The 21,183-nt window shown below is 56.4% G+C and carries 14 protein-coding genes, 1 tRNA gene, 7 pseudogenes and 1 riboswitch; of the genes and pseudogenes, 14 read left to right on the top strand and 8 right to left on the bottom strand.

The window, feature by feature from the left end:
* Positions 1 to 55: 55 nt before the first annotated feature.
* The 3 genes and pseudogenes from AC6I8M_RS20515 to AC6I8M_RS20505 all read right to left on the bottom strand — a co-directional run bounded on the left by AC6I8M_RS20515 (position 56) and on the right by AC6I8M_RS20505 (position 2,512).
* Complete coding sequence (locus AC6I8M_RS20515; RefSeq protein WP_498013839.1) at positions 56 to 481, bottom strand: mannitol dehydrogenase family protein; 426 nt, start codon at positions 479 to 481, stop codon at positions 56 to 58.
* 41 nt (positions 482 to 522) lie between these two features.
* Positions 523 to 1,303: pseudogene (mtlA, locus tag AC6I8M_RS20510) on the bottom strand (mannitol-specific PTS transporter subunit IIC); the annotation flags it as partial.
* 492 nt (positions 1,304 to 1,795) lie between these two features.
* A complete protein-coding gene (locus tag AC6I8M_RS20505) occupies positions 1,796 to 2,512 on the bottom strand; it encodes a DUF3053 domain-containing protein (RefSeq protein WP_498013589.1) in 717 nt (238 codons plus the stop codon).
* A 269-nt stretch (positions 2,513 to 2,781) separates the two neighbouring features.
* Positions 2,782 to 2,876, top strand: a riboswitch (guanidine-I (ykkC/yxkD leader).
* Between the two features lie 63 nt (positions 2,877 to 2,939).
* On the opposite strand from AC6I8M_RS20505, the pseudogene AC6I8M_RS20500 reads away from it, so the two are divergent.
* The 5 genes and pseudogenes from AC6I8M_RS20500 to AC6I8M_RS20480 form a co-directional block, all read left to right on the top strand.
* Positions 2,940 to 3,831 (top strand): annotated as a pseudogene (locus tag AC6I8M_RS20500) (putative urea ABC transporter substrate-binding protein); the annotation flags it as partial.
* Complete coding sequence (locus AC6I8M_RS20495; protein WP_041387616.1) at positions 3,826 to 4,533, top strand: urea amidolyase associated protein UAAP1; 708 nt, start codon at positions 3,826 to 3,828, stop codon at positions 4,531 to 4,533. The pseudogene AC6I8M_RS20500 and the gene AC6I8M_RS20495, both read left to right, overlap by 6 nt.
* Positions 4,533 to 5,169, top strand: a pseudogene (locus AC6I8M_RS20490) (urea amidolyase associated protein UAAP2). Before AC6I8M_RS20495 ends, AC6I8M_RS20490 begins: the two are co-directional and overlap by 1 nt.
* Positions 5,170 to 5,249: 80 nt before the next feature.
* Positions 5,250 to 5,843 (top strand): annotated as a pseudogene (locus tag AC6I8M_RS20485) (acyl-CoA carboxylase biotin carboxyl carrier protein subunit).
* Between the two features lie 265 nt (positions 5,844 to 6,108).
* Complete coding sequence (locus AC6I8M_RS20480; protein WP_010616542.1) at positions 6,109 to 6,405, top strand: HTH-type transcriptional regulator; 297 nt, start codon at positions 6,109 to 6,111, stop codon at positions 6,403 to 6,405.
* Positions 6,406 to 6,451: 46 nt separating this feature from the next.
* Here AC6I8M_RS20480 and AC6I8M_RS20475 read toward each other — a convergent pair whose 3' ends face one another.
* Complete coding sequence (locus AC6I8M_RS20475; RefSeq protein WP_010616543.1) at positions 6,452 to 7,045, bottom strand: HD domain-containing protein; 594 nt, start codon at positions 7,043 to 7,045, stop codon at positions 6,452 to 6,454.
* A gap of 60 nt (positions 7,046 to 7,105) precedes the next feature.
* On the opposite strand from AC6I8M_RS20475, the gene AC6I8M_RS20470 reads away from it, so the two are divergent.
* The 4 genes and pseudogenes from AC6I8M_RS20470 (at position 7,106) to AC6I8M_RS20455 (ending at position 10,237) form a co-directional block, all read left to right on the top strand.
* The gene (locus AC6I8M_RS20470) at positions 7,106 to 7,570 is read left to right on the top strand and encodes a MarR family winged helix-turn-helix transcriptional regulator (protein WP_010616544.1); all 465 of its coding nucleotides are present in this window, start codon (positions 7,106 to 7,108) and stop codon (positions 7,568 to 7,570) included.
* Positions 7,571 to 7,666: 96 nt separating this feature from the next.
* Positions 7,667 to 8,095, top strand: coding sequence for an organic hydroperoxide resistance protein (locus AC6I8M_RS20465; RefSeq protein WP_010616545.1), 429 nt, complete (start codon positions 7,667 to 7,669; stop codon positions 8,093 to 8,095).
* A 269-nt stretch (positions 8,096 to 8,364) separates the two neighbouring features.
* Positions 8,365 to 10,036: pseudogene (gene eptB / locus AC6I8M_RS20460) on the top strand (kdo(2)-lipid A phosphoethanolamine 7''-transferase).
* 124 nt (positions 10,037 to 10,160) lie between these two features.
* Positions 10,161 to 10,237 (top strand) — tRNA-Pro (locus AC6I8M_RS20455).
* A gap of 349 nt (positions 10,238 to 10,586) precedes the next feature.
* On the opposite strand, the gene AC6I8M_RS20450 is transcribed toward AC6I8M_RS20455, so the two are convergent.
* From AC6I8M_RS20450 to acs, 4 genes are all read right to left on the bottom strand, one after another.
* Positions 10,587 to 11,351: an IS110 family RNA-guided transposase gene (locus AC6I8M_RS20450; protein ID WP_498013588.1), complete on the bottom strand. Its 765-nt coding sequence runs from the start codon at positions 11,349 to 11,351 to the stop codon at positions 10,587 to 10,589.
* A gap of 395 nt (positions 11,352 to 11,746) precedes the next feature.
* A complete protein-coding gene (locus AC6I8M_RS20445) occupies positions 11,747 to 13,399 on the bottom strand; it encodes a cation acetate symporter (protein WP_010617812.1) in 1,653 nt (550 codons plus the stop codon).
* Positions 13,396 to 13,725, bottom strand: coding sequence for a DUF485 domain-containing protein (locus AC6I8M_RS20440; RefSeq protein WP_010617813.1), 330 nt, complete (start codon positions 13,723 to 13,725; stop codon positions 13,396 to 13,398). The genes AC6I8M_RS20445 and AC6I8M_RS20440 overlap by 4 nt, the downstream gene beginning before the upstream one ends.
* 173 nt (positions 13,726 to 13,898) lie before the next feature.
* Complete coding sequence (acs, locus tag AC6I8M_RS20435; RefSeq protein WP_010617814.1) at positions 13,899 to 15,854, bottom strand: acetate--CoA ligase; 1,956 nt, start codon at positions 15,852 to 15,854, stop codon at positions 13,899 to 13,901.
* A 580-nt stretch (positions 15,855 to 16,434) separates the two neighbouring features.
* Between acs and gltP the strand changes: the two genes are divergently transcribed.
* The 5 genes and pseudogenes from gltP to murP all read left to right on the top strand — a co-directional run bounded on the left by gltP (position 16,435) and on the right by murP (position 21,108).
* Positions 16,435 to 17,736, top strand: coding sequence for a glutamate/aspartate:proton symporter GltP (gltP, locus tag AC6I8M_RS20430; RefSeq protein ID WP_010617815.1), 1,302 nt, complete (start codon positions 16,435 to 16,437; stop codon positions 17,734 to 17,736).
* 172 nt (positions 17,737 to 17,908) lie between these two features.
* Positions 17,909 to 18,088 (top strand): type II toxin-antitoxin system HicA family toxin, encoded by a 180-nt coding sequence (locus AC6I8M_RS20425; RefSeq protein WP_318285247.1) that lies wholly within the window; start codon positions 17,909 to 17,911, stop codon positions 18,086 to 18,088.
* A 118-nt stretch (positions 18,089 to 18,206) separates the two neighbouring features.
* Positions 18,207 to 18,611, top strand: a complete 405-nt coding sequence (locus tag AC6I8M_RS20420; RefSeq protein WP_022549112.1) for a type II toxin-antitoxin system HicB family antitoxin — start codon at positions 18,207 to 18,209, stop codon at positions 18,609 to 18,611.
* Between the two features lie 146 nt (positions 18,612 to 18,757).
* Positions 18,758 to 19,669: pseudogene (murQ, locus tag AC6I8M_RS20415) on the top strand (N-acetylmuramic acid 6-phosphate etherase).
* Positions 19,669 to 21,108, top strand: a pseudogene (gene murP / locus AC6I8M_RS20410) (PTS N-acetylmuramic acid transporter subunit IIBC). Before murQ ends, murP begins: the two co-directional pseudogenes overlap by 1 nt.
* Positions 21,109 to 21,183 lie beyond the last annotated feature (75 nt).

Here is a 21,183-nt window from a genome sequence, read left to right as displayed (position 1 = left end):
TACCGTCGACGGGCACGCTGCTGCCGTGCCCGAATTGACCACTAAAGGGCGCGCATTATGCCATAGCGTGGTAAGCGCTCACCACTGAGCTCACCACTTCGCTATTGGCATCGAGGCCAGAAATCTCCGCCAGCGCCGCCTGTGGGCCTTTCTGCGCGATCAGTGACGCCAGCTCCTGCGCCTGCGCCTGCGGATCGGCTTCGCTGCGATAGTGCATCGCGGCGGCAATGCCCTGCACCAGGCTTGCGTGTGGCAGCTGATACTCCAGCGTGCCCAGTGTCGGCTTGATTAGGCGATCGCCGGCGCTCAGCTTGCGCAGTGGCTGACGGCCCACGCGCTCGACGTCATCTTTCAGGTACGGGTTTTCGAAACGCGTCAGGATTTTCTGGATATACGCGGCATGTTTCTCCGCATCGAAACCATAACGCTTGATCAGCACCGCGCCGCTCTCCTGCATCGCGCCCTGCACCACGGCACGCACTTTCTGATCGAGAATGGCTTCGCGAATGGTGGCGTGACCGGCCAGCTGGCCGAGGATCACCGCCAGCAGCAGGCGCGGCGCCATCAGCACGTACGGGAAGTAGATTTCGTGGATACCGCCAAGGAAGTGGATGATCGCTGCACCGTCCGCAGACTGCTTCGCGCTGCCGCGGCCGAAGATCATGTAAGCAACCAGCACGCCCATACCCGGACCCGGGTTCGCTTCAATCAGGAAGAAGATCGATTTGCCCGCTTCGCTGGCCTGCTGGATACCCAGCGGCGAGAAGATACCGTGGTTGATGGCGTTATTGAGGAACAGGATTTTCGCCGGTTCAACAAAGATTGAGGTCAGCGGCGGCAGGTTGTTCTGCACCATCAGGTTTACGCCGGCGGCGAGAATGTGCGACAGACCTTCTACCAGCGGACCGATAGCGAGGAATGCCAGCAGCGCCAGCAGCATACCGATAATACCGGCCGAGAAGTTGTTGACCAGCATCTCGAAGCCGCTTTTGATTTTGCCGTCAACCGCGCGGTCAAACGACTTGATCGCCCAGCCACCCAGCGGACCGGCAATCATCGAGCCAAGGAACATCGGCATATCGGCACCGACGATCACGCCCATGGTGGTGATGGCACCGACCACGCCGCCGCGATCGCCACCCACCAGACGACCACCGGTGAAGCAGATGAGCAACGGCAGCAGGTAGGTAATCATCGGGCCGACCAGCTTGGCCAGCGTTTCGTTAGGAATCCATCCCGTTGGAATGAACAGCGCTGTGATGATACCCTAGGCGATAAACGCACCGATGTTTGGCATCACCATATTACTCAGAAAGCGACCAAAGCTCTGAACCTTGGCCTTGACTGATGGATGAGGACATAAACCCACCCCTTATTGAGACGCGCTGCAATAAGAGAGCGCGTTTGTTTTTGTTAAGACGTTACGGCGGGGGGCCGTGGCATTACTGTATGCACGCGGACTCTAGCACTAGTTGATTACACTGCGTAGCGTCGGGAAAACGTGTGATGCATATCACGCTAAGTTGGGGTGGGCAGGGGGATTAAAGGTGATTTTGATCACAAAAATACCCTGTAAGAAAGCAACGCCGGCGAAAAAATGCGCGCAATAGCGCTAGAAATGTGACAAAAGTCACCTTTCCCTTGGGCCGGCTTGTCTCACAAATAAGATTGAGATCACAAACTATTTTTGGTTGAAAATGCTCCAGATCACACTCTGTGCTGACAGAAAAAGGCGATATAAGGAAGTGACGAAAATCTGAAAAAGCGGGCAGTGGAGAACTGCCCGCTGAGCGGCTTACTGCAAACCGCCCTGTACGGCATTTTGTGCTTGGGTCAGCGCTTGCGTGTTGCTGGCGAGATTGCTCATCAGCGTGTTGTACTGCGTGGCCTGCTCCTGTGTCGGGAACTGAACGCCGCCGTCATTGAAGCTGACGCGTGCGCCCTGCGACTGCAGATAATCGCCGGCCTGAACTGCCGACTGGCTCAGCGCCTGCAACTGCGGCAGCAGCGGGATCAGCGTGCTGGCTGGCTGAGTCACCACTTTGGCGTACACGCTGTCGTACACTTTCTTCAGATCGTCCGGCTGCTTCAGCGTGGCTTTGCTGCTGTCGGCCTGCATTTTGGCACTCTGAATCTGCTGAGTCAGCACGCTCAGATTGCCGCTCGCCTGGCGCAGACTGTCGCGGCGTGTCAGATAATCCTGCGGCACGCGGATGGCCGCCAGCTCATCAACCACCGGGCGCATGCCCTGATCCACCGCCTGATTCACCTGCTGCGAGAAGCCATACAGGATGGCGTAATCACTGGCGTAGTTACCGAAGGTTTGCTTCTGGTTTTCGCTCAGGCTGGGCAGATGTTCACCGCTGCGCATCACGGTGTTTTGCAGAAAATCAGTAAAGGCTTTGCGCTGATCACCCTTTTTATCGCCGCAGGCGGTAAGCTGCAGCACAAGTAGCACGCCGGTCAGCAGCATGCCGCTACGCATCCAGATGCGGGAAATTCCTGACGCCATAATTCAACTCCTGTTGTGACGATGGCTAAATTCGATTCGCTGGGAAAGGTCCTAAAGAATAGTGCAATGGCCCGGCTGTACAACGGCTGATCTGCAGTGCTTCACGCTGGTGCGTGCCTGCTGCACAACTGTGCAGCACAGCCTGCCTGCGAGCACAGCGCTTTGCAATAACTCATGTATTTCAGGCTGATAGCAACCTGGCATTGATATTGCCTGCTTTCTGGCAGATGCAGGAGCGATCGCGGGCAACCGACGTCGCCACACAATTTGCAATGGGTCACTAGGGTTCCGATCGCGAGATGCTGGTCCGAGAGTGACCGACCGTCCTCTGACGGTTACACGGCGGGAAAAAAGCCCGAGAGGAAAGCGAGAACGTTGCTCGCCGCCTCCTGCCTGATTTTCGTCCGTTAACGCCAGAGGAATCATCATGATTAAAGCCTGTCTGCGCCTGCTGCTGATTTGCAGCGTCGCCCTGTTCAGCGTTCCGTCGCTGGCCGCTGCTAAACCTTCCTTTAAGCTTTGCTGGTCCATCTACGCTGGCTGGATGCCGTGGGATTACGCGCAGCAAAGCGGCATCGTGAAAACGTGGGCCGATAAGTACGGCATCGATATCCAGTTTGTGCAGGTTAACGACTATATCGAGTCGGTCAATCAGTACACCGCAGGTGGCTTTGACGGCTGCACTATGACCAATATGGATGCGCTGACGATTCCCGCCACTGGCGGCGTCGACAGCACCGCGCTCATTGTCGGCGACTACTCCAACGGCAACGACGGCATTCTGCTTAAAGGCGCGGACAGCGTCAGCGCGCTGAAAGGCAAACCCATCAACCTCGTCGAACTCTCGGTCTCACACTATCTGCTGGCGCGCGCTGGAGAAATCCGGCATGAGCGAGAAGGACGTCAGGGTGGTTAACACCGCCGATGCCGATCTGGTGGCGGCGTTTGGCACCGCTGACGTTAACGCCATCGTCACGTGGAATCCGCTGCTGACGGAAGCAGAGAAGCAGCCGGACAGCCATCTGGTGTTCTCCTCGGCGCAGATCCCGGGCGAAATCCTCGACCTGCTGGTGGTCAACACCGCCACGCTCAACAAATATCCCCAGCTCGGCAAAGCGCTTACCGGCGCCTGGTACGAGGCGCTGCACAGCATGGCCGGACAGAGCGACAGTGCCAAAGCGGCGCGCACGCAGATGGCGCAGGCATCCGGTACCGATCTGGCCGGTTTTGATCAGCAGCTTGCCGCGACACACCTGTTCAGCGATGCCAAAACCACGCTGGATTTTGTCGACAGCCCGCAGTTGAAAGCCACGATGCAGCCATACCAAACCCTGCTGCCCGCCGGGGCGCACTGGTCTTTTGTCATGCGCAGCGGCAGCGCGCTGACGCTGACCGATGTGGAGGGCGGCGCCAGCGCCAGCCTGCTGTTTTATAACCCGGAAAACCTGCTGGAGCGCTACAACGCGCCGGACACGCTCAAGTGCCAGCACACTTTTCGGCTCACCGCCGGCCACTGTCTCTACTCGGACATGGGGTGCATTTTCTGCAGTATTGAACACGACAGTTTCGGCTGGCACGAGAGCGTGTGCGGCACGCTGAACGCGGCACAAACGGCCGCGCGCTACGGGGTCAGCGACTATCAGCAGGCGCGCAACCTGCGCCATCAAAACGGCTACGACAGTTTCCTGGTCGAGCTGGCGAAATATGGCCTTGGCCAGCGCGACATGGCGGCCTGCCTCAATCTGTTTGCGCAGGTGCGCGCCGATGACAGCGGGCGCTTAACGCTGGAGCGGCAGGGCGAAGCTGGCGCGCAGGTTCGGCTGCGTTTCGCCATGGACACGCTGGTGCTGCTGCACACCTGTCCGCCCCCGCTCAGCCCGGCGAGCGATTATCCGCGCCAGCCGCTGCAGCTGACGCTGGATGCGCAGCGCGCGCCGCTGCCGGAAATCTGTCTGCAGCGTGCGGAAAACCAGCGCGGCCTGCGCAATAACGCCCTCTATCAACTGCAGGGAGAAGTGTGATGATCAAAGAGAGTGAACGAAACCCGGCGCAGGCGCGTCTGCAGCAGCAGATCGACGCCGGTGATTACTGGCTGCAGCGCATTGCCGCCGGAGAAACGCTGCGCATTACCGATCTGGAAGGCAATCAGGCGGCGGATACGCTGTTTTTCAACGCCGACGATACCGCCGAGCGCTACAGCATGAGCGAGATGCTGCGCGGCCAGCACAACGTGTTTATCACGGCCGGCAGCGTGCTGCGTTCCAGTCTTGATCGGCCGATGCTGACGATCACCGCCGATACCTGTGGCCGTCACGATACGCTCTGCGGCGCCTGCTCGTGCGAGAGCAATACGGTGCGTTATGACCTCGAAAAGCGCCACATGCACTCCTGTCGCGACAGCTGGATGCTGGCGGTCGCCGCGCATCCGGAGTCTGGCGCTGACGCGCTGCGATATCACGCACAACATTAACTTCTTTATGAATGTGCCGGTGACCCATGACGGCGGCCTGACGTTTGCCGCTGGCATCTCCGCGCCGGGTAAGTATGTTGAGATGGTGGCACAGATGAACATTCTGGTGCTGATTTCCAACTGTCCGCAGCTCAACAATCCCTGTAACGGTTACAACCCGACGCCGATTGGCGTCAGCGTGTGGTGATTCTCTGACGCAACGGGACGACCCGTTTTACGCCGTCACAGCTGGTGCAGGACGACCTGCCGCAATAAGAGTATTCAGTCATGATTGATCGCGTATTGATTGCCAACCGTGGCGCGATTGCCGTGCGCATCATCCGTACCCTGCAGGCCATGAATATCCGGGCGATTGCCGTCTATGCCGAAGCCGATCGCCATGCGCGCCACGTGCGGCTGGCCGATGAAGCTTGGTCGCTGGGCGAGGGCCAGGTGCGCGACACTTACCTCAACTAGGACAAACTGCTGGCGATTGCCGCACAGAGCGGCGCGCAGGCGCTGCATCCGGGCTATGGCTTTCTCAGTGAAAAACCGGAGTTCGTCACGCGCTGCGAATCGGCGGGCCTGCATTTTCTCGGGCCGGATGCGGCGCAGATGCTGGCGTTTGGCCTGAAACATCGCGCGCGCGAACTGGCGCAGCAGAACGCGGTGCCGCTGCTGCCGGGCAGCGTGTGGCAATGGCTGGTGGCAGAAGGCAGTGACGTGACCGCGGGTGCCACGGTAGGCATTCTCGAATCCATGAAGATGGAAATCCCGATCGTGGCGCCGGTCAGTGGCAAAATCCACAGCCTGCAACGCCAGGCCGGGCAGCAAGTGCAGGCGGGTCAGTTACTTATGGTGATCGATCCGTTTGCAGTATAAGAAAGAAGAAAAAATAATCAGGAAACAGGCAGCAAAGCCGGGGATCTGACCCATACTTAGAGACCCGGTTCAATGTTGCATTGCCCTGACATCTTTCCGCAGTGTGCAACAGGCTGTGTCCCGTAACGGTTTCATTAAAACACTATTTTCGCCCTGATAAGGGAAAACTGTTTCGGGATACAACCTGATAAGGCCGGTTTCAGCGCCAGGTGGCGCTTACCTCTCTACTTTCACGTGCTTCATAGTGAGTTTTAAGGAGTTCTCTATGGAAATAAAAGATCTAATGGTCGAATTACTCAGCAGTCTTGAGCAAATTGTTTTGACACGTGATGCACAGACTCCCGTATCAGAAATTGCATTCAATACCGTTTCCGTTCCCGAACCGCAGCGTTTACGCGAGATGACCGGCATGCAGGTGGATGAATTCGCTCGCGTGATGGGGGTGAGCGTCTCGTCAGTAAAAAGCTGGGAAGCGCAACGTACGCGCCCATCCGCCACGGCTCGCAAACTGATGAAACTGCTGCAGGCCAATCCGTATCTTGGCCGACAGCTGCTGGAATAACGCCGACTATCGGCTCTCTGTGACCCGCCTGCATGGCGGGTTTTTTTCAGCTTAAGCTACCGTATTTCGCCGCCTGTTTGACAAACCAGCTCTCCGGCACGCTGTACGGCGGTTTTGCCAGCTGCGCGATGCCCTGTTCAATAATGTGCCTGGCCTGCTGCCATAAACGCCGATCGCCCTGCTGTAACAGCTGAATCTGAATCTGTTTCTCGACCAGGTAAACCCGGGCAAAATTGGGATCGAACTGCACGATGGCACGGGTGTTATCGATGATATCGGCCAGCTTGATGGTTTGCGCCTCGGGCGAGGCTTCGGCAGTGTGACGAAAGTGTGCCAGCTTACGGGCGGTACGATTTTTCGCCTGCGGCTGGGCGCTGTCGGTAAGCATGTCCACCAGGTGTGCAACGCGCGCACCAAAGTGTTCTTCAATATCCTGTAAAGTACTGGCGGTGTCCTCCACCGTGTCGTGCAGCCAGGCGGCAGCGATCATCGCTTCGTCATCGCTTACGCTGCGCACTAGCTCCGCGACGGCAGCCGGATGCACAATATAGGGTTCGTCGGTGTATTTACGACGCTGGCCCGCATCGGCATGTGCCTGCGTGGCATAACGGCGCGCCTTCTCTTCCGGTGAATCACGCATCTTCACACTCCAGGCAAAAGTTGCTTGCAATTATCTAGCGCGCTATCTATATTGAGTCGCATGAACAGTAATCAAGATGACAAAAAAGTGAAGCCTGCGCCACTCCAGCTTGATCAGCATCTGTGTTTCGCGCTCTATTCAGCGAATCTGGCGATGCATAAAGTCTATCGTCAGCTGCTGGCTGCGCTGGAAATCACCTATCCGCAATATCTGGTGATGCTGGTGCTGTGGCATCAGGATGATCTGACGGTGTCGGAGATTGGTGAAAAGCTGTTTCTCGATTCGGCCACTCTGACGCCACTGCTAAAACGACTGGAGAGCGCCGGTTTGCTGCGCCGCCAGCGTTCGCGTCAGGATGAGCGCCAGGTAGTGGTCACGCTGACCGACCAGGGACGCGCGCTGCAGGAAAAAGCCGCCAGCATTCCGGAAGCGGTACAGTGCGCGACCGCCTGCGATACCGACACCATGGCGGCGCTGAAACAGCAGCTCGACGATCTGCGCGGCAACCTGAATCGCGCCACCTGAGCATCAGGGATGTCGCTGCGGCGGCATCCTGAGAGTGAAGTTTTCCCTTGTGTCTTATAAATAGCACGCGATTATATAGCGAATAGTGAGGTTATGATGTCTTTAGAAAAAGTGATTTACACCGCCAAAGCCAAAGCAACCGGTGGCCGCGATGGCCGCGCCACCTCGTCTGATAATGTGCTGGACGTGAAGCTGGGCGTGCCAAAAGAGATGGGCGGCGCGGGCGGCGAGGTGACGAACCCGGAGCAGCTGTTTGCTGCCGGCTACTCTGCCTGCTTCCTCGGCGCGATGAAATTTGTTGCCGGCCGCGACAAAATCGCCATGCCAAAAGACGCGTGGATTGAAGGCGAAGTGGGGATTGGTTCTATCCCAACCGGTTTTGGCATTGAAGCAAAACTGAATATCCATCTGCCAGAGATGGACGCGGCGGAAGCGCAAAAACTGGTTGATGCGGCACACATTGTTTGTCCGTACTCAAACGCTACGCGCGGCAACATCGACGTAACGCTGAATATTATCAACTAAGTTGATGCATGGATAAAAGGCTCCTGCGGGAGCCTTTTTTATCACGAACAACATCCCGCATCCCATCGAACTAAAGAATTTTCTGGTCTTACCATTGGTTAAATGTTCTACTGCTGCGCTCCGTGCATCATCGTGATTATTTGGTTTCAGATTCGTCCCGATCCTACTCGCCAGGTCATGCTTTTCTGCTACGCAAGCGAACCTTACGGTCTTTGCACAGTCACATTTACGGTTGAAGCATCGACACCAGGTCGGGAACAGAAATTTATATGAATTATATTAAAAGTTTAACGCAGCAAAAGTTGTCGCTTTTGCTGGCGCCCTATCTTGGCATCTTATTGAATTTGCCAATCTTTTATCGCCGTTTTGACGGCTTCCTAACGAAATCCACCGTCACCAACTGGTTATCCGCCGCGGCGCAAGTGACCGCTGCCGTACTGCTGACCTTCTTCCTGATGCGACTGCTGTCGCTGGGTGGCAAATGGTTTTATCGCGTGATCGCCAGCCTGCTGGTGGTGATTTCGGTGGCCGCCGCCTATTACATGGCGTTCTTTAACGTGGTGATCGGTTACGGCATCGTGGCGTCGGTCATGACCACCGATGTCGATCTCTCTAAAGAGGTTATCGGGCAGCACTTTGTGCTGTGGATGGTGCTGGTGAGCGCACTGCCGCTGCTGCTGATCTGGCGAAATAACCTGAGCCTGACGCTGATTGAACAGCTGAAAACCCCCGTTCAGCGCCTGAAACCTACAGTGATTCTGCTACTGAGCGTAGCGCTGGTATGGCTGCCGATTCGCTACTTCGACAAGCTGCAAAAAGCCAATGAAGAGATCACCAATATCGACCTGCCAAGCTATGGCGGCGTAGTGGCGCACTCTTATCTGCCTTCGAACTGGATTGCGGCGCTGGGCCTGTTCGCCTGGACCAGAGTGGATGAGAAGCTGGACAGCTAGGAGTTACTCGATCCGGCGAAGAAGTTTACCTATGTGGCGCCGCCTGGCATTGACGATACCTATGTGGTGTTTGTGATTTGCGAGACCACGCGCTGGGATCACATGGGCATGCTGGGCTATAACCGCGATACCACGCCGAAGCTGTCGAAAGAGAAGAATCTGGTGGCATTCCGCGGTGAATCCTGTGATACCGCCACCAAGCTGTCGCTGCGCTGCATGTTTGTGCGCGAGGGCGGCACCATGGATAACCCTGGCCGTACGCTAAAAGAGCAGAACATTTTTGCGGTGATGAAAAAGCTGGGCTTTACCTCCGAGCTGTTCGCCATGCAGAGCGAAGTGTGGTTCTACGACAACGCCGATGTGAATAACTTCTCGTTCCGCTAGCAGATTGGTTCTGAGAAGCGCAATCAGGGCAAAGCGGTGGACGATATGCTGCTGGTGCCGGAGCTGCAGGCTTCGCTGCAGCGCTTCCCGAAAGGCAAGCATCTGGTGATGTTGCACACGAAAGGTTCGCACTATCTCTATTCGCAGCGTTATCCGTGAGTGTATTGGCGTGGACGATAAGTGCAGCAAAGCCCAGCTGATTAACGCCTACGACAACTCGATTCTGTATGTCGATACCATGCTGGACAGCGTGCTGGATCAGCTGCGTGATAAAAAGGCGATTGTGTTCTATGCCGCGGACCACGGTGAGTCGATCAGCGAAAATATGCACCTGCACGGTACGCCGCGCGAGATGGCGCCGCCGGAGCAGTTCCGCGTGCCGATGATTGTCTGGGCGTCCGATAAGTATTTGCAGGACCCGACTAACCGCAGCAACTTTGAGCGGTTACAGGCGCAGCAGCGCGTCGGCAAAACCCATCGTCACGTTGAGCTGTTTGACACCATTTTAGGGTGTCTGGGTTATACCTCGCCGGATGACGGGATTAAAGCAGCGAATAACTGGTGCCAGGCACCTGCCACTGCCAGCAGTGCGAAAGCGCTGTAATTCGTGCCTGGATCTTATTGAGCAGGTAGGTGTTTAAGGCACTGCTTGCTTTCCAAGCAATCAGGCGGATTTTCGGGAAAAGGGATTGACGCTCTAAAGTCACGGCAGTAATATTCGCCCCCATCGGCGAGTAGCGCAGCTTGGTAGCGCAACTGGTTTGGGACCAGTGGGTCGGAGGTTCGAATCCTCTCTCGCCGACCATCATTTAAGAAACCTGCTTTGCAAAAAGCGGGCTTTTTTTCGTCTGTCGTTTTCGCAGTCTCAGGGTGAAATACAGGACCGCTCCGTAAAGAGGCTGTCTCGTCCCTGATCGCTCGTCACACGCCATCCATGGCGTGTGACGCTTTACTCCACGGCCCCGCATTTCCACCCTTTATCCGGCTTCGGTGATGGCTGAAGGTTTACTGGCTGTCGTGCAGATCCTCCTGGTGCGTATAAATACGCACCCTACAAAAAACCCGAATGGCACCGTAGGGTCGCCATTCATGGCGACCTGGCCAGTTGCACCCTGTAAAAAACCCGCAGTACCCCGTAGATACCGTCTTGCCGGTTACCTGGCAAGACATATTTCGGCATCGAACGGACGACCCGACTTCAGCACACCATAAGCCAGCTGCAGCAGCTTCTTCAGCAAACTTACCGCCGGATTCCACTTCATCGCCACTATCGCTGGCATGTACAGGGCCTTGCGCATCGCGCTGTTGCCCATCTTCGATATCCTGCTTTTGCCCTTCCACTCACCGGACTCCTGCCGCATCGGATTCAGCCCCACCCACGCCACAAGAGCCTTGCTGCTGCTGAACCTCGACATGTCCCCCATATACGCCAGCATCGTGCTGCCCAGCACGCCCGGGATGGACTCCAGCAGTTCCCTGTTCTTTTTAAGGCCCGGGTCATTGTCAATATGGTCGTTTATTGCCCGCTTCGTTTCGTCTATCTGCGCATCCAGCGCCGCAATGACCACGCGGATTGAGGGCTGCACCACCGCATCCGATACCTCCAGCCGGTTCTCTTCCATCTGCCGCATTTCCTGAAGATTCGTCAGGCGCTTCACCAGCGCTTTCAGCCTGCGTTCATTCAGCGGCGCCGGCTGCCACAGCGATGGACCGTGCAGTTTACAGTAGCGCGCTATCATGCGCGCATCGTCTTTATCCGTCTTATTCCGGCTCAGCTCGGCCTGCCCGAAGCGCCTGATGCGCGCAGGATTTTCCACGCTGACATCATAGCCTTCGTCGTGCAGGAAGGTGGCCAGCGGCTCACTGTACGCGCCGGTAGCCTCCATGCAGATATGGCGCAGCCGAACGGCTCCAGCCATTTTTTCAGGGCGATAAAGCCCTTAGGGGTGTTGGGAAAGACTTTGGTTTTGTAAGACGTGTCGCCTTTCCAGACGGCCACATCAAACTTTCCGGAGGCAATATCAATGCCGACAGGCATACGGGTTTGCATAGATTCTCCTTAACAGCACAGGGAAACCGCCATGACCATCCTTATGGATGCGTGCTCGGGGCACAGGATACCGTCCGGTCTTGAAGGCGGGAGTTAAGTTGCCGGGGATGAATCCACAAAGCAGGCTTTATGCCCAGGGGTCGCCCCCATCTCACCAGCAACTTCCCGATGATCAGTCGGGGATCATCATACCCGGAGGAGAATGATCGGGATATAAGGGTCGCCATTTATGGCGACCTGGTCAATCATCGCACTGCTTCAATCTTAATGCGCTTTCCCCTGCGAAATCCCGACGCCCGTTTGTGAACGGATAAACTGTCCGCGGAATTTTGCGCTCTCCAGCGCCCCCTGCTGGGAATGATCGGTAATGGAAAACAGCCAGGTGCCGACAAACGCTAGTAGCATCGAGAACAGCGCCGGATACTCATACGGATAGACTGGCGTTGCGTGTCCCAGCACCTGCACCCAAATGGTCGGACCGAGAATCATCAGCACCACCGCCGTCAGCAGGCCCAGCCAGCCTCCCACCATTGCGCCGTGTGTGGTCAGTTTTGACCAGTACATCGATAGCAAAATAATCGGGAAGTTACAGCTGGCGGCAATTGAGAACGCCAGGCCGACCATGAAGGCAATGTTCTGTTTCTCAAACAGAATCCCCAGCGCAATCGCCACCACGCCCAGCACCAGCACGGTAATCTTTGACACCCGTAACTCTTCACGCTCGGTGGCCTGACCTTTACGGATCACGCTGGCATACAGGTCATGCGATACCGCCGAAGCACCGGCCAGCGTCAGTCCGGCCACCACCGCCAGGATGGTGGCGAAGGCCACCGCCGAGATAAAGCCGAGGAACAGGCTGCCGCCGACCGCATTGGAGAGATGCACTGCCGCCATATTGGTGCCGCCAATCAGCGCGCCGCTGGCGTCTTTAAAGGCCGGATTAGCGCCGACCAGCAGAATCGCGCCGAAGCCGATAATAAAGGTTAGGAAGTAGAAGTAGCCCATAAAGCCGGTGGCCCAGAATACGCTTTTGCGTGCTTCTCGCGCATCGGCGACGGTAAAGAAACGCATCAGAATATGCGGCAGGCCGGCGGTGCCAAACATCAGGCCCAGACCGAGCGACAGCGCGGAGATCGGGTCTTTCACCAGACCGCCTGGCTGCATGATCGCGCTTCCTTTCGGATGCACCGCCATCGCCTCGGTAAACAGCGTATTAAAGCTGAAACCGGTCGCTTTCATCACCATGATGGCCATAAAGCTGGCACCAAACAGCAGCAGCACCGCTTTGATAATTTGCACCCAGGTGGTGGCCAGCATGCCGCCAAACAGCACGTACAACACCATAAGAATACCGACCAGCACCACGGCGATGTGGTAGTCGAGACCGAACAGCAGCTGGATCAGCTTACCGGCACCCACCATCTGCGCAATCAGATACAGCGCCACCACCACCAGCGAACCGCAGGCGGAAAGGGTGCGGATGGGCTTTTGCTGCAGGCGATAGGACGCCACATCGGCAAAGGTGTAGCGACCCAGGTTGCGCAGGCGTTCGGCAATCAGGAACAGAATCATTGGCCAGCCGACGAGGAAGCCGAGCGAGTAGATCAGCCCGTCGTAGCCGGAGGTGTAGACCAGCGCGGAGATACCGAGAAACGAGGCGGCCGACATAAAGTCACCGGCCATCGCCAAGCCATTCTGGAAACCGGTAATGTTGCCGCCCGCAGTGTAGTAATCGCTGCGCGAGCGGGTGCGTTTGGACGCCCAGTAAGTAATGCCGAGCGTGGCCGCCACGAAGACCACGAACATGATGATCGCTTCGTAGTTAGTGGCCTGTTTTTGCACCGCGCCGGTAATGGCATCGGCGGCAAATACGCTGGCTGGTACGATAGCCAGCGAGGCGGAGAGCAGGCGCTTCATGATTTCACCTCGCTGATAATTTGTTTGGTCAGACGATCAAACTCGCCGTTGGCGCGCCAGACATAAACGCCGGTCAGCAGAAACGACACCACAGTCAGGCCGACGCCGATGGGGATGCCGCGCGTCACATTGGTGCCGGCGTGCAATGGCGTGCCGAGCCAGCCGGGCGCGAAGGCAATCAGCAGAATAAAGCCGACGTACAGTACCAGCATGATGAGGCTGAGCAGCAGCGCAAACGACTGACGTTTGTGCACCAGCTCCTGAAAACGCGGATTGCTTTCGATTTGTTGCCAGACGGCTTCCTGTTGGTTCAGGGCTTCGTTCATCACATTTTCTCCAGAGGCAAGGCAGACAGAAAACTCACGGCAACGTGATTTAACTGGCTGAATATTCTAGTTATAAAGGTTGTGCGATGGTGAAAAGCATACGGCGTAAGGATGGAAGAGCGGAGAGCTGCCTGCCGGGGACAGGCTGATACTCTCCGCCGGGTCAATGCCGGTTATGGCATGGTGATCGACTGTTTCTCCTCGAGCAATTTCTCCACCACGCCCGGATCGGCCAGCGTTGAAGTATCGCCAAAGTTGCTGGTATCGCCGGCGGCGATCTTGCGCAGAATACGGCGCATGATTTTGCCGGAGCGGGTTTTTGGCAGCGAATCGGTCCAGTGCAACACGTCTGGCGTGGCAATCGGGCCGATCTCTTTACGTACCCAGTTGCGCACCTCACTGTACAGCTCTGGCGACGGCTCTTCGCCGTGATTCAGCGTGATATAAGCATAGATCACCTGGCCTTTAATGCTGTGCGGAATCCCCACCACCGCGGCTTCGGCAATTTTCGGATGCGAGACCAGCGCGGACTCGATCTCCGCCGTGCCAAGCCGGTGGCCGGAGACGTTCAGCACGTCATCCACGCGGCCGGTGATCCAGTAATAGCCATCTTCGTCACGGCGCGCGCCGTCGCCGCTGAAGTAGCTATTTTTAAACGTCGAGAAGTAGGTTTGCTCAAAGCGATCGTGATCGCCAAACAGCGTGCGTGCCTGGCCGGGCCATGAGTCGACAATCACCAGGTTACCCTCGGTGGCACCGTCCAGCGTATTACCTTCGTTATCCACCAGCGCCGGCTGGACGCCAAAGAACGGTTTCGTGGCCGAGCCGGCCTTCAGCTCGGTGGCACCGGGCAGCGGCGTAATCATGAAGCCGCCGGTTTCGGTCTGCCACCAAGTATCGACGATAGGGCAACGGCTGTCGCCAATCTTTTTGTAATACCACTCCCAGGCTTCCGGGTTGATGGGCTCGCCGACCGATCCCATGATGCGCAGGCTGCTGCGCTGGGTGCCCGCAATCGCTTTATCACCCTCGGCCATCAGTGCGCGGATAGCGGTCGGCGCGGTATAAAGCAGCGTGACCTTATGTTTATCCACCACCTCTGCCATGCGGCTGGGCTGTGGCCAGTTGGGTACGCCTTCGAACATCAGCGTGGTGGCCCCGCAGGCCAGCGGCCCGTAGATCAGATAGCTGTGCCCGGTAATCCAGCCCACGTCGGCGGTGCACCAGTACACATCATCGTCATAATAATCAAAAACATATTTGAAGGTGGTGGCGGCATACACCAGATAACCGCCGGTGGTGTGCAGCACACCTTTCGGCTTGCCGGTGGAGCCGGAGGTATAGAGGATAAACAGCGGATGTTCGGCCTCAACCGCCACCGGCTGATGCTGATCGCTGGCTTTTGCCATCAGTTCATGCCACCACATATCGCGGCCTTCGCGCCAGCCGGTCTCTTTGCCGGTGCGCTGGAATACCACCACGTTTTTCACGCTGGTGACGTTTGGATTGTTCAGCGCGTCATCCACGTTTTTCTTCAGCGGAATGCTGCGTCCGGCACGCACGCCTTCGTCAGCGGTAATCACCAGTTTTGCACTGGAATCCACTACGCGTCCGGCCACCGATTCAGGTGAGAAGCCGCCAAAAATGACCGAGTGCACGGCGCCGATGCGCGCGCAGGCCAGCATGGCGACCGCGGCTTCCGGCACCATCGGCATGTAGATCGCCACCACATCGCCTTTCTTCACGCCAAGGCCCGTCAGCACGTTGGCGAAGCGGCAGACGTCGGCGTGCAGTTCACGGAAGGTCAGGGTTTTGCTTTCGCTGGCGTCATTGCCTTCCCAGATAATCGCCAGGTGATCGCCGCGCGTGGCCAGGTGGCGATCGAGACAGTTGGCGGCAAGGTTCAGCGCGCCATCTTCATACCAGCGAATCGAAATATTGCCGGGGGCAAACGAGGTATTTTTCACTTTGCTGTAGGGCGTCATCCAGTCGAGGATTTTGCCCTGTTCGCCCCAAAAAGCCTCAGGATCGTCAACCGACTGTTGATACAGCGCCGCATACTGATCGGCATTTATCAGGGCATTCGCTGCAATGGCAGCGGGTACGGGATGCTTGTGTATTTGGCTCATGGCTGACCTCCTTGAAGATGTTAATCATATGTCAATCAAAGGTTGATTGAAGAGTGAGGCCGGGCTTTGTTTCTGTTTTGCAGTCTGGATCACGACCTTGTGTAAGGCTGAAAAGTCACCCAATTCAATCTGTTTACCGGCGCAGGAAATGAGACAAAACCACTGGCTGGATCAATAAAATTATGAACCAGCCGATTAAATAATCAGCAAACAGACCGGCATGTTTTTTCAGCAATCCTGAATAGCTATGCGGAAAATTATCGAATTAATACTTTTCATAACAGCGAGTTATGACAGGCGCATGTCAGCAGCATTTTATGCTGCCTGGCTGTGCAGGATTTAAGCTATCACCCCGGGGGTTGCATTTACCGTAGTGAAAATGGTACTTATCTTGGCCCTGTTCAGCAGGTATCAACTCAGGCTGCATCATCGCGCGGGCGCATAATGCCGGCGCAGCGGTAACCGATGCAGTCCATTATAACCCTCTCTTTTATCGGGCTTTTGCTCACTTCCCTGTGTGTAATGTCTTCTGCACCTTCGCAGCAGAGCAAAGGGGTTTTAACTGAGGAAATAACGCGTTATGAAAGGTTTTAAACTCACCCTCGCGTGGCAGATTCTGATTGCCCTGATTCTCGGCGTTATCGTCGGAACCGTGCTGCATAATCAGCCAGACGATCGTGAATGGTTAATCACTAACATTCTTACTCCTGCCGGCGACATCTTTATTCATCTGATCAAGATGATTGTGGTGCCGATTGTTATTTCCTCACTGATTGTCGGCATCGCCGGCGTGGGTGATGCGAAAAAACTCGGGCGGATTGGTGTGAAAACCATCATCTATTTTGAAGTGATTACTACCATTGCCATTGTGGTCGGCATCACGCTGGCCAACGTATTCCAACCCGGCAGCGGCATTGATATGTCAACGCTGGCAACGGTGGACATCTCTAAATACGAAGCTACAACTGAAGCCGTGCAGGGTGCGCCGCATGGCCTGGTGACCACGATTCTGTCGCTGATCCCGCAGAATATTTTCGCCTCGCTGGTCAAAGGCGACATGCTGCCGATTATCTTCTTCTCGGTACTGTTTGGCATGGGACTGTCGGCGCTGCCGTCGGAGCATCGCGATCCGCTGGTGACCGTATTCCGTTCCATTTCCGAAACCATGTTTAAAGTGACGCACATGATCATGCGCTATGCGCCGGTCGGGGTGTTTGCGCTGATTGCCGTCACCATTGCTAACTTCGGTTTTGCCTCGCTCTATCCGCTGGCCAAACTGGTGCTGCTGGTGTACGTGGCGATTCTGTTCTTTGCGTTCGTGGTGCTGGGTGCGGTGGCGCGCTTCTGCAAGCTGCGTATTACGACCCTGATGCGCATTCTGAAAGATGAGCTGATTCTGGCGTATTCCACCTCCAGCTCAGAGACTGTGCTGCCGCGCATCATGCAGAAGATGGAAGCCTACGGCGCGCCGAAGGCGATCACCAGCTTCGTGGTGCCAACCGGCTACTCGTTCAATCTGGATGGCTCAACGCTATATCAGAGCATTGCGGCGATCTTTATCGCCCAGCTGTACGGCATTGACCTGTCGCTGACCGATGAAATCATTCTGGTACTGATCCTGATGGTGACGTCGAAAGGCATCGCGGGTGTGCCGGGCGTATCGTTTGTGGTGCTGCTGGCCACGCTGGGCAGCGTCGGTATTCCGCTGGAAGGTCTGGCGTTTATTGCGGGCGTCGACCGTATCATGGACATGGCGCGCACCGCGCTCAACGTCGTCGGTAACGCGCTGGCGGTGCTGGTTATCGCCCGCTGGGAAAACCAGTTTGATACCAAACAGGCCGCAGCCTACGAGCTGCAGCTGCGTACGCAAAACGTCAGCTAAGCGACACGCTCTCTAACTGAACCCGCCTTCTGGCGGGTTTTTTTATATTTTACAGACAAGTCTTGTCGTGGTGAGCTGCTGAAGAAAGTTTAAATTTATACCAACCATAACCACTAAAATTGAGTTGATAGTTATGGTGGGTATATAATATTCACGATGACATCAGGAGGTTGTGTTGAGCAGCAGGGAGCTGATTAGGATGTTGCTTGAACGAGGGTGGATTCTGGATCGTGTTAAAGGAAGCCATCATGTGTTTGTCCGTGCAGATAAGCCATATCACATCTCGCTTCCTCATCCTGAAAAAGACCTGGCAAACGGAACATTACGTAAACTATTGAAAATGATGGACTGATATACGGGGGCTTTGCCCCCGATTTGGAACGATTAGCAATGTCAGGTGCAGCAGGCATTGCAATGCTTTTCATGTCCGCGGTAGATAATCAAGAAGGCAATTTACATAAGGACTCACCATGAGATTCCCCGTTTATTTGCACAAAACAGAAAACGGCAGCTGGTCAGGTTTCGTACCCGACGTGCAGGGATGTTTTTTTGTGGGCAACACCGTTGACGAGGCGTTGAGCGATGCATTTGGTGCAATCGATGCGCATGTGGAATCGTTAGCGGACGCAGGCAAGGCCATTCCAAAAGCAGCCAGCGTTGAAACCCATATTAATGATGAAGAGTGCCAGGGAGGTTACTGGGCTTTCGTTGAGATTGATCTCAGTCGTTACGAGGGTAAAGCGGTGAAGCTGAACATCACCCTGCCGCAAAACTTACTGACCAAAATCGATAGCCACGTGGAAGCACACCGCGAATACGGCTCCCGTAGCGGCTTTCTCGCCGCGCTGGCACGCAGAGAGCTGGCAAACATCTAGCGCTTCTCCTTAATCCAACCTGCCTTCTGGCGGGTTTTTTGATGCCCACTACCGCAAAAGGCAAAAAAATTGACCTGAGCAGGAGGAATTAAAAATTCCATATTATGTGTTTTCTCAAGAATAAATTGTTCCTTGAGGGAGTGAACATGAACATTGATCTGAGCCAGATGATCACCGAGGGCCGCAACCCGGCGAGCCAGAACATTGACGAGCTGAACACGGAAGCGATGCTGCGCGTCATTAACGATGAAGACAAAAAGGTGGCGCTGGCGGTGGAAGCTATCGTGCCGCAGATTGCCGAGGTGGTGGATGCCATCACGGCGGCATTCAGCCAGGGCGGACGTCTGATTTACTGCGGTGCCGGGACCTCCGGCCGCCTCGGTATTCTCGATGCCAGCGAATGCCCGCCCACGTTCGGCACGCCACGCAATCAGGTGGTCGGGCTGATCGCCGGCGGCCATACCGCCATTTTACAGGCGGTGGAAAACGCCGAGGACAACCGCGAGCAGGGCGCGCAGGATTTAAAAGATATCGACTTTTCGGCGCGCGATGTGCTGGTCGGCATTGCTGCCAGCGGCCGCACGCCTTATGTGCTCGGTGCGCTGGCCTGGGCGAAGCCGCAGGGTGCCTTCACCGCCGCGCTGACCTGTAATCCCAACAGCGCCATGTCGCAGGCGGCGGACGTCGCCTTGACGCCGGTGGTGGGCCCGGAAGTGGTCACCGGCTCGTCACGCATGAAAGCCGGCACCGCGTAGAAGCTGGTGCTCAATATGCTGACCACCGGAGCCATGATCCGCAGCGGCAAAGTGTACGGCAACCTGATGGTCGACGTAGAAGCTACTAATCAGAAGCTGGTGCAGCGGCAAATCAACATCGTTAAGCAGGCCACCGAATGTGACGATGCCCGCGCGCAGCAGGCGCTAGCAGCGTGCGGCGGCCACTGTAAAACCGCCATTGTGATGATACTGGCAGACCTGAGCGCCGATGAAGCGCAGGCGCTGCTGGCGCAGAACCACGGCTTTATCCGCCAGGCATTACACCACGCAGGAGCGCAATGATGGCGGCGATGACTGAAAGCTTATTGCGCGATATCCTGCAGGCGGTGGCCGGCGCAGACAACGTAGTGCACTGCGGTAACTGCATGACGCGTCTGCGTCTGACGCTGGCCGATGCCGCGCAGGTCGACAGCGCCCGGCTGAAAACGCTGCCCGGCGTGCTGGGCGTGATTGACAGCGATGCCCAGCTGCAGATTGTGCTCGACCCTGGCAAAGCGCAAACCGCAGCAGAAAAAATGCAGGCGATGCTGAACAGCGCCACGCCAGAGGCGCCGGGCGATCTGCACAGCATTGCCGGCGCGCAGAAGCAGCAGATGAAAGCGAAGCAAACCAGCGCGCTGCACCGTTTTCTCTCCTGCTTTGCCACCATTTTTACCCCGCTGATCCCGGGCTTTATCGGTGCCGGATTGCTGCTGGGGTTTGCCACGCTGATTGAGCAGGTGTTCCATCTCAATCAGCCCCGGGAACACGCCCGCTGGCTGCTGGATACCGTGGCTTATATGAAGGTGTTCGGCAAAGGGTTGTTCACCTTCCTCAGCATCTTAATCGGCTATAACGCGCAGAAAGCGTTTGGCGGCACTGGCGTGAACGGCGCGATTATCGCCTCGCTGTTTGTGCTGGGTTATGTCCCGAACGCTACCGTCGGCTATTACAGCGGCATGCAGGATTTCTTCGGCCTGACCATAGATCCGCGCGGCAATATTATTGGCGTGCTGCTGGCGGCGATATTTGGTGCCTGGCTGGAGAAACAGCTGCGCAAAATTATCCCGGATAATCTCGATATGATCCTCACCTCGCTGCTGACGCTATTAATTACCGGTGCGGTGACGTTCTTGGTGATCATGCCGATTGGCGGCGAGCTGTTTAAAGGCATGTCGTGGCTGTTTATCCACCTGAACAATAACCCGTTCGGCTGTGCCATTCTGGCCGGTTTATTCCTTATCGCGGTGATGTTCGGCATTCATTAGGGCTTTATTCCGGTCTATTTTGCGCTGATGGAAACCCAGGGTTTCAATTCGCTGTTCCCGATACTCGCCATGGCCGGTGCCGGTCAGGTTGGTGCCTCGCTGGCTCTGTGGTGCAAAGCCGACAAGCACTCGCTGCTGCGCAGCCAGATTAAAGGCGCCATCGTGCTAGGCCTGCTGGGCGTCGGTGAGCCGCTCATCTATGGCGTGACGCTGCCGTGTCTTAAACCGTTTATCACCGCCTGCTTTGGCGGTGCGCTGGGCGGCTTCTTTATCGGTCTGGTGGCGTGGCTCGGTCTGCCGGTGAGCATGAACACGGTATTTGGTCCGTCAGGACTGGTGACGCTGCCGCTGATGACCTCTTCGCAGGGCATCTTTGCCGGTATGGCGGTCTATCTGGTGGGGCTGATCGTGGCATGGATCGGCGGCTTCGTCTTTACTTGGTGGGGCGGCACCAAAAACGTCGATTTAAGTTAGAAAAGCCCGCGCCAGCAGACCGTCAAGAGGTCTGATGTCATTAAATGGATGATTTTGCTGCAATTGTGGGTTAGC

Source organism: Type-A symbiont of Plautia stali, assembly GCF_059731155.1.
The sequence above is the reverse complement of the archived record's forward strand: the minus strand, read 5'-3'. Positions and strand labels throughout refer to the sequence as shown.